Source organism: Psychrobacillus sp. (assembly GCF_056205495.1).
The window spans coordinates 1-7,919 of the sequence record NZ_JBAEAP010000600.1; the positions used below are offsets into that span (position 1 = coordinate 1).

Genomic DNA, 7,919 nt, shown 5'->3' on the forward strand with positions numbered 1-7,919 from the left:
CGACTCCTACGGGATGAGGGAGACAGATAAGACATCACAACCACGTGCGTGAGCGATGGGTGATGGCTTATCGCTCACCCCGTGGAAAGCGTCCGGCTGGGGCGGAAATCAATTCTACTCTCTGATCTAAGATTTCTTTGAATTATAAATCAACCCTACCCTTTAACATAGCCATTAGTTTATATCGGACAGTTTTGGCATAGCAGACAACGCTCCAAAATTTGTAGCGCAAATAGAACCGAGCTTATTACCAAAAGCAATATATGTGATCCATTCTTCCTTAGTTTTAGGCTTACCTTCTGACTGGATTTTAGATAAAATCCCTGCCATAAATGCATCGCCAGCACCGGTTGTATCAACAGCTATTACTTTTTCAGTTGGGATATGAACCAGTTCCCCTTCGATCATGGCGTATGTCCCATTTGCTCCCACTGTTACAAGGATTACGGAAATATTATATTCCGCTAATCTATTAAGCCCCTCTAATTGGGTACTAGCTTGAGTTAAAAAGAGAAGTTCTTCCTCCGTGATTTTAAATATATCTACGTCATGAAGAAACGAACAAATTGTCTCTCTGCATTGCTGCTCCGTATTCCATCTTAAAGGGCGAATATTAGCATCAAACGATATTAGCGCACTAGATTTCTTTATTTGTTCTACTATTTTTTTAGTAGTCTCTCTAGCGATTGAATGAAATAATGTCCCAGAGCAAAAATGGAAAGCACTTGCTTGATTAAAAGCATTCAAGTCTATCATAGAGAAATCAACTTGTAAGTCAGGGGTATCATCTAAATAAGTATGAAAATGACGATCGTTATTTTCTGTTAAGTGCACATAGACTCCACTTATAGATTTTTCCGGGTCGACCTGTATATAAGAAAGGTCAACTCCTTCTGCTTCTAGCTCCCTCTTCACAAATTTAGAGGTATCATCTTCTCCGATGATAGTTATAAAAGAGGAGGAAGAGCCTAGTCTGCCAATACCTGCAGCTACATTTACAGTGGCTCCTCCTAAAAACTTTTTAAAGCTCTTATTTGTCTGATCCTTTGAAATATAGTCCACAAAGGCATCGCCATATACTAATACGTACTTATTACTTTGCTCTATCATGTGATACTCCTTTAAATTAGCTTTAATTGCCTCATTGCATTTACTAGACCATTTTCTGAGACATGTTCAGTAACGATTGTGGCATGTTTTTTAAGTTCATCTACAGCATTTCCCATAGCTACACCTGTACCTACGAACTTCAGCATTTCTACATCATTTAAACCGTCCCCGAACGCAACTGCATTTTGACGAGTTTCTCCTAAATATTCTAAAAGGATCTCAATCCCAACTGCTTTAGACATGCCTTTAGGAAGCACATCACAAGATACTCTGTGCCATCTTACAAAGGACAAGTTAGGAAATGCACGTTCATACTCCTCTTGTACATCTTTTTCACAAAAGACAAGCGCCTGATGAATATCATTATTTAAATAAAAATTTTCTGCCTGTCTAGGAAAACCGACCTTTAAAGTGGAAATACTTTCAATCACATCTTTATGATCGGGTACATTTGAAACCATCTCATGACTGTCCATATATACTAAAGGCTGGTCTTTCAAAGCAGCAAACTCCGAAAGTTTTTTAAGCTCTTCCTTTTCTATAACACCTTTATGTATGGTTTTGCCTTCAAATTGCACAATTTGACCATTATAAGTTATATAAGAATCAATTTGAAGTTGATCTACGATTGCTTTAGCTAGAAATGGTGCTCTCCCAGTAGCAATTACAGTAATATGTCCATTTTCTCTCGCTTGTTTAAATGCTTCTTCTACCCCTTCAGGAATATTTTTCTCAAGATCTAAAATGGTTCCATCTATATCGAATATCAATACTTTTTTTTCCATTATTTTTTTCTCCCTTTTCAAGTTAAATTATTTGACTTTTCTGTTAAAATCCTTTACAAACTCCACAATTTCATATATAATACGTCATAAGGAGTGGATTGCCATGTTGAAACGCTTGAAAAGAAAACTGTTGCGGCGACTCGGCGGAATGCTCAGAAACAAAACAATTGCTTAAGTCAAATGTCTTGCCCTTCAAAATTTGGAGGGCTTTTCTTTATTTTAAATAAGTAGCGTGATAATATAAAGAGAATTGATTTATTTTGAACGTGAAAAAGGAGAGTATAAAAATGATTTATAAAGTTTATTATCAAGAAAATGCACTAGAGGTACCAGTTCGCGAAAACACTAAAAGCTTATATGTAGAGGCTGATTCAGAGCGTGAGGTTCGTTCACTTCTTATAGACCGCAAGTATAATATTGAGCTTATCCAGCTGCTTGAAGGTAACCACTTGGAATACGAACAAGCAAGTCCAAATTTCAAAGTAGAAGAGCTGTAATTTATGAAATTTGTAAAAAATGATCAAACTGCTGTTTTCGCCCTCGGCGGACTAGGTGAAATCGGCAAAAATACGTATGGCGTTCAATTTCAAGATGAAATTATTCTAATTGATGCTGGTATTAAGTTTCCAGAAGATGATCTTTTAGGAATCGATTATGTGATCCCAGACTATACTTATTTAGTCAAAAATGTGGACAAGATTAAAGGCCTTTTTATTACCCACGGACATGAAGACCATATTGGTGGAATTCCTTACTTACTTAAGCAACTCAATGTGCCAGTTTACGGAAGTAAGCTAGCATTGGGTCTGCTTCGAAACAAGCTAGAAGAGCATGGCTTACTTCGTCAAACGAAAATGAATGTAATCGAAGAAGACGATGTGATTAAGTTCAGAAAAACAGCTGTAAGCTTTTTTAGAACTACGCATAGTATACCTGATGCTTTTGGAATTGTGGTAAAAACTCCACCTGGTAATATTGTGCATACAGGAGATTTCAAATTTGACTTTACTCCTGTCGGCGAACCTGCAAACTTAACGAAAATGGCAGAAATCGGTCGTGATGGCGTTCTTTGTCTTCTTTCAGATAGTACTAATGCTGAAGTTCCTAACTTCACAATGTCCGAACGCAAAGTTGGAGAAAGTATGGATTCCATTTTCCGTAAAGTAAATGGTCGTATTATTTTTGCAACCTTTGCTTCGAATATCCATAGACTTCAACAAGTAATAGACGCTGCGATTCATCATAATCGCAAAATTGCTGTTTTCGGAAGAAGCATGGACAACAATATTACAATTGGACGAGAGCTAGGCTATATTACAGCCCCTAAGGAAATGTTCATTGATACAAGCGCATTAAACCGATTACCTGCTAACGAAGTCTTAATCCTTTGTACAGGTAGTCAAGGGGAACCAATGGCGGCTCTTTCACGAATTGCTAATGGTACTCACCGACAAATTCAGATTCAACCAGGAGATACTGTAGTATTTTCTTCTTCTCCTATCCCAGGTAACAGAGCAAGCGTTAATAGAACGATTAATCTGTTATTCCGTGCGGGTGCAGAAGTTATTCATGGTTCCTTGAACAATGTCCATACTTCTGGGCATGGCTCTCAAGAAGAACAAAAGCTTATGCTACGTTTAATGAAGCCTAAATTCTTTATGCCAATCCACGGAGAATTCCGTATGTTAAAAATTCATACTGAGTTAGCAGCAGATTGTGATGTTCCTATTGAAAACACATTCATTATGGAAAATGGACAAGTTTTAGCTTTAAGTTCTAATGAAGCACATGTAGCTGGTCGCATACCATCAGGAGATGTTTATATCGATGGTAGTGGTATTGGGGATATAGGTAATATCGTATTAAGAGATCGTAGAATTCTTTCTGAAGAAGGCTTAGTAATAGTAGTTGTAAGTGCTGACATGGAAAGAAAGAAAATTGTTTCTGGTCCTGATATTATTTCTAGAGGTTTCGTCTATATGCGTGAATCTGGCACAATGATTAATGAAGCACAGCAAATGCTAAATAAACATTTAAGATTTACCATTCAAGACAAAGCAATAGAATGGTCAGAATTGAAAAATGAAATTACAGATGTTCTAAGCCCTTATTTATATGAAAAAACTAAGCGCCGTCCAATGATTTTACCAATCATTATGGAAGTGTAAATAGTATAACTAATCTAGTAGCTTTCTACTAAATATCTTCGACTGCAATCATCCACGAAGTTTTCGTGCTTGATTGCAGTCATTTTTTATAATTTTTTTATAGTAAACACGAATAATTAATAGAGAATACAAAAATTGAAATGCTTTTATACAATAAAGTAGAATTGATTTTCGGTAAAACACTGGTTACAAAAGTAATTCAAAAGAAATTACCATAAATAAAAGCGAGTAGGTAAACGATACCTACTCGCTAAGTTACTTACTTTATCGTAAACAAAATGATGGAACATAGGGGACTTGAACCCCTGACCCCAACACTGCCAGTGTTGTGCTCTCCCAACTGAGCTAATGCCCCATGTTTATTATCTAGTAATATTGTAAGTTATAAAAACAGGAAAGCAACCCCTCTTTGCAAATTACATAAAATTTATTGTAACCGTAAATTTCAGGGGTTTAGATAGCCTAAGTTTAAGACAAGGTGATTAATAGTTTTCCCCTTAAGCAATAACTCCCTGCCATCATTTTTCATTTAAGATAGAACCTTCTTTTCGAATCGATTAATATCCACATCTGCTCCTATGATGATTAAAACATCATTCAGCTGCATCTTATCCTGTGCCTGGGGTGATACTATAATTTCTTTTCCCCTCTTTACGGCAACTATATTGATGCCATATCTAGCTCGAATATCCAAGTCTACTATAGAGAAGCCCGCAATTTTTTCATTTACTTTGATTTCCATAATCGAATGCTCGTCGGAAAGCTCCAAATAATCTAAAACATTGTTGGACAGGATGTTATGAGCAATCCGTATCCCCATGTCCCGCTCCGGATGGACTACTTGGTCGGCTCCAATTTTACGCAATACCTTCTCATGATAATCATTTTGAGCTTTTACTGTAATTTTCTTTACACCTATTTCTTTTAGCATAAGCGTTGTAAGAATACTAGATTGAATATCGTCTCCTATTGCAACAATAACATGTTCGAAGTTTCTAATTCCAAGCGATTTTAAGACTGCTTCGTCTGTCGTATCCGCAATCACTGCTTGGGTTGCTATGGAGGCAAATTCATCAACTCTTTCTTGTACCTTATCAATGGCCATAACATCGGCGCCTTGCTCCATTAACTCTTTGACGATACTTCCACCAAAACGACCTAAACCAATAACAACAAATTCCTTCTGCATAGCTGCGCCTCCTAGAACTAATTGCCATTAGTTTAACACAACAGTGGTTCTACTGCTATCTAGATTTACATCATTTTTTTAACCCATGCTTATTATAAAAAATTTAGATTTCTTTTACCAAGAGGACAAGTCGCTTTTCCAACATTTGCAGTCCTCTCTCGCCAGCCTGTCTGTGTCTCAGTCGGCCTTTTTTATCAAACAAATAAAAATTTGGTACAAGCTTACACTGGAACATTTCAGATAGCACCAAATCATGATCTAGACAAATAGAGTCGAAAATTCCTGCTGCAGAAGCTGTTGATTTCACTAAACTTTTACTCGCATCTTCAGGAGACCTAGGCATATGAATAGCAATGACATTAAACTGATTTTCATACTTCTCTTTCCATTTATTTATTAATGGTGGAGCAACCTTACAGGCATCACAGCTAACAGACCAAAAATAGACAAGCAAAGGCTTTGTACCTAATAACTGTCCCTTTGTCCATGAGCCGTTTAACCATTTAGTTGTAATAGGAAACTCCGGTAACTCCTCTCTCAAATTCATCCATATCTCTCCTTTATCCTTCATCCATATTCAGTCTATGCAACAAAGAGATAGTTGCATCTAATAGTTGGAAAAAAATTTTTTTGTATTATCTTTAAAAAGTTGTTAAAGTAAACTTAAAGTTATGTTAAAATAAACTTTGTTTTATGGAAAAGCTCTTTATTTTACAAAAGAGAAGGAGCGTAATTACATGCAAATTGGTAGAAAAATTAAACAGCTAAGACTGAAAAAAGGTCTAACACAGGAAGAACTAGGCGAGAGAACAGACTTAAGCAAGGGTTTCATATCCCAGCTGGAAAGAGATCTAAATTCTCCCTCCATTGAGACACTTTTTTCTATTTTAAATGTTTTAGGTTGTAAGCCTAAGGATTTCTTTGATGATGAACATAGTAGAACTAAGGTGGTTTTCCAAGAAGAGGAGCAAACTGTTTACATAGATGAAGAAAAAAAGTACAAGCTTCACTGGCTTATTTCTGAATCCAATGAAAACGATATGGAGCCAGTATTGATCACTTTTGATAAAGGCGGTCAGTTTAAAGAGTTTGAACCTTCCTTATCTCAAACCTTTATATACGTTTTACAAGGTCGCGTCGAGTTACAACTTGGCAAACAACACTACTTTGCTTCGGCTGGAGAGTCCCTCTATTTTGAAGCGGCAGATCATCATCTTTTGAAAAATGCATCGGATGATATCTCCAAGGTTATTTATGTCGTCACGAATTCTTATTTATGAAAATGGAGGGTTATTATGTCAGAGACACCTATTATTCGCTTTGAAAATGTTACTAAATTTTATGATGAGGACACAACAGTTCTTAAAGACATTAATTTTGAATTAGAGCGTGGAAAGTTTTATACATTGTTAGGCCCATCTGGTTGTGGGAAAACAACTATCCTTCGCTTAATAGCTGGTTTCATGCAGCCTTCAAATGGCAGTATTTATCTTAATGGAAAACTTATTAATAACGTGCCTGCCAACCAACGTCAAGTAAATACGGTGTTTCAGGATTATGCCCTGTTCCCACACTTAAACGTATTTGAAAATGTGGCGTTTGGGCTACGTATTAAAAAATTAGGTAAGAAAGAAATAGAGGATCGAGTGTTAGAGGCGTTAAAATTCGTTAACCTAAACGGCTATGAAAATAGAGAGATAGCAGAGATGTCTGGAGGACAAAGACAACGTGTCGCTATTGCTAGAGCTATTGTCAATGACCCTGAAATTATACTACTAGATGAGCCACTTTCAGCATTAGACTTAAAACTAAGATCCGAGATGCAATACGAGCTTCGTGAGCTACAACAACGTCTAGGTAAAACATTTATCTTCGTTACCCACGACCAAGAGGAAGCACTTGCGATGTCGGATGAAATCTTTGTCCTAAATGCTGGGAACATTGAACAAAGTGGTACGCCTATGGATATTTACGATGAACCGATTAATCGTTTTGTTGCGGACTTTATTGGTGAGTCTAATATCGTCGAAGGAACAATGGTAGCTGATTTCCGTGTTCGTATTGGTGGCAAGGAATTTGAATGTGTAGACCAAGGTCTAAACCCAAATGAAAAAGTCGATATCGTTATTCGTCCAGAGGATTTAGAAATCACAACGATTGATAAAGGAAAAATGAAAGTTAAAGTAGATACACAATTGTTTAGAGGAGTTCACTATGAGCTTTCCACTTATGATGAAGAGGGAAATGAGTGGTTAGTGCATTCAACTAAAAAGGCAGCCGTAGGTGAAATGATTGGCTTGAATTTTGATCCAGAGTCTATTCATGTTATGCGTCTGAATGAAACGGAAGAAGAGTTTGATAAACGTCTAGAGTCTTACGGAGAAGACGCTTATGGAAACTAAAAAAGCTAGGGCGCTCTATCTAATACCCTACTATGCTTGGATTCTGTTATTTGTAATAGCTCCAATTGCATTAATCGCTTATTATTCCTTCTTCGACTTAAGCGGAAACTTTACTTTAGATAACTATCAAAATTTCTTTACGTCTGTTTATTTAAAACTAACACTTAGCTCTTTCTGGTATGCGTTCCTGATTACTTTGTTCTCTTTATTAATCGCATATCCAACAGCTTATCTTTTGACTAAAACAAAGCATAAGCAATTATGG

General features: G+C 36.6%; 8 protein-coding genes, 1 tRNA gene and 1 pseudogene. 5 read left to right on the forward strand and 5 right to left on the reverse strand.

The window, feature by feature from the left end:
- Positions 1-174 precede the first annotated feature (174 nt).
- Positions 175-1,110, reverse strand: a complete 936-nt coding sequence (locus tag AC06OU_RS17010) for a carbohydrate kinase family protein (protein ID WP_475857360.1) — start codon at positions 1,108-1,110, stop codon at positions 175-177.
- Between the two features lie 11 nt (positions 1,111-1,121).
- Positions 1,122-1,895: a Cof-type HAD-IIB family hydrolase gene (locus AC06OU_RS17015; RefSeq protein WP_475857362.1), complete on the reverse strand. Its 774-nt coding sequence runs from the start codon at positions 1,893-1,895 to the stop codon at positions 1,122-1,124.
- A gap of 287 nt (positions 1,896-2,182) precedes the next feature.
- Between AC06OU_RS17015 and AC06OU_RS17020 the strand changes: the two genes are divergently transcribed.
- Both AC06OU_RS17020 and rnjA read left to right on the forward strand, forming a co-directional pair.
- Positions 2,183-2,392 carry a DNA-dependent RNA polymerase subunit epsilon gene (locus AC06OU_RS17020; RefSeq protein ID WP_298471874.1) on the forward strand — a complete coding sequence of 70 codons (210 nt, stop codon included), beginning with the start codon at positions 2,183-2,185 and terminating at the stop codon, positions 2,390-2,392.
- Positions 2,393-2,395: 3 nt separating this feature from the next.
- A complete protein-coding gene (rnjA, locus tag AC06OU_RS17025; protein ID WP_340884410.1) occupies positions 2,396-4,063 on the forward strand; it encodes a ribonuclease J1 in 1,668 nt (555 codons plus the stop codon).
- Between the two features lie 282 nt (positions 4,064-4,345).
- Here the strand turns inward: rnjA and AC06OU_RS17030 are convergent.
- From AC06OU_RS17030 to AC06OU_RS17040, 3 genes are all read right to left on the reverse strand, one after another.
- A tRNA-Ala gene (locus AC06OU_RS17030) sits at positions 4,346-4,418 on the reverse strand.
- 174 nt (positions 4,419-4,592) lie between these two features.
- Positions 4,593-5,252 carry a potassium channel family protein gene (locus AC06OU_RS17035; RefSeq protein ID WP_169358918.1) on the reverse strand — a complete coding sequence of 220 codons (660 nt, stop codon included), beginning with the start codon at positions 5,250-5,252 and terminating at the stop codon, positions 4,593-4,595.
- A gap of 103 nt (positions 5,253-5,355) precedes the next feature.
- Positions 5,356-5,799, reverse strand: a complete 444-nt coding sequence (locus AC06OU_RS17040; RefSeq protein ID WP_475857365.1) for a TlpA family protein disulfide reductase — start codon at positions 5,797-5,799, stop codon at positions 5,356-5,358.
- A 190-nt stretch (positions 5,800-5,989) separates the two neighbouring features.
- On the opposite strand from AC06OU_RS17040, the gene AC06OU_RS17045 reads away from it, so the two are divergent.
- From AC06OU_RS17045 to AC06OU_RS17055, 3 genes and pseudogenes are all read left to right on the forward strand, one after another.
- The gene (locus tag AC06OU_RS17045; protein WP_169358916.1) at positions 5,990-6,532 is read left to right on the forward strand and encodes a helix-turn-helix domain-containing protein; all 543 of its coding nucleotides are present in this window, start codon (positions 5,990-5,992) and stop codon (positions 6,530-6,532) included.
- 15 nt (positions 6,533-6,547) lie between these two features.
- Complete coding sequence (locus AC06OU_RS17050; protein WP_169358915.1) at positions 6,548-7,654, forward strand: ABC transporter ATP-binding protein; 1,107 nt, start codon at positions 6,548-6,550, stop codon at positions 7,652-7,654.
- Positions 7,644-7,919: pseudogene (locus AC06OU_RS17055) on the forward strand (ABC transporter permease); the annotation flags it as partial. The gene AC06OU_RS17050 and the pseudogene AC06OU_RS17055, both read left to right, overlap by 11 nt.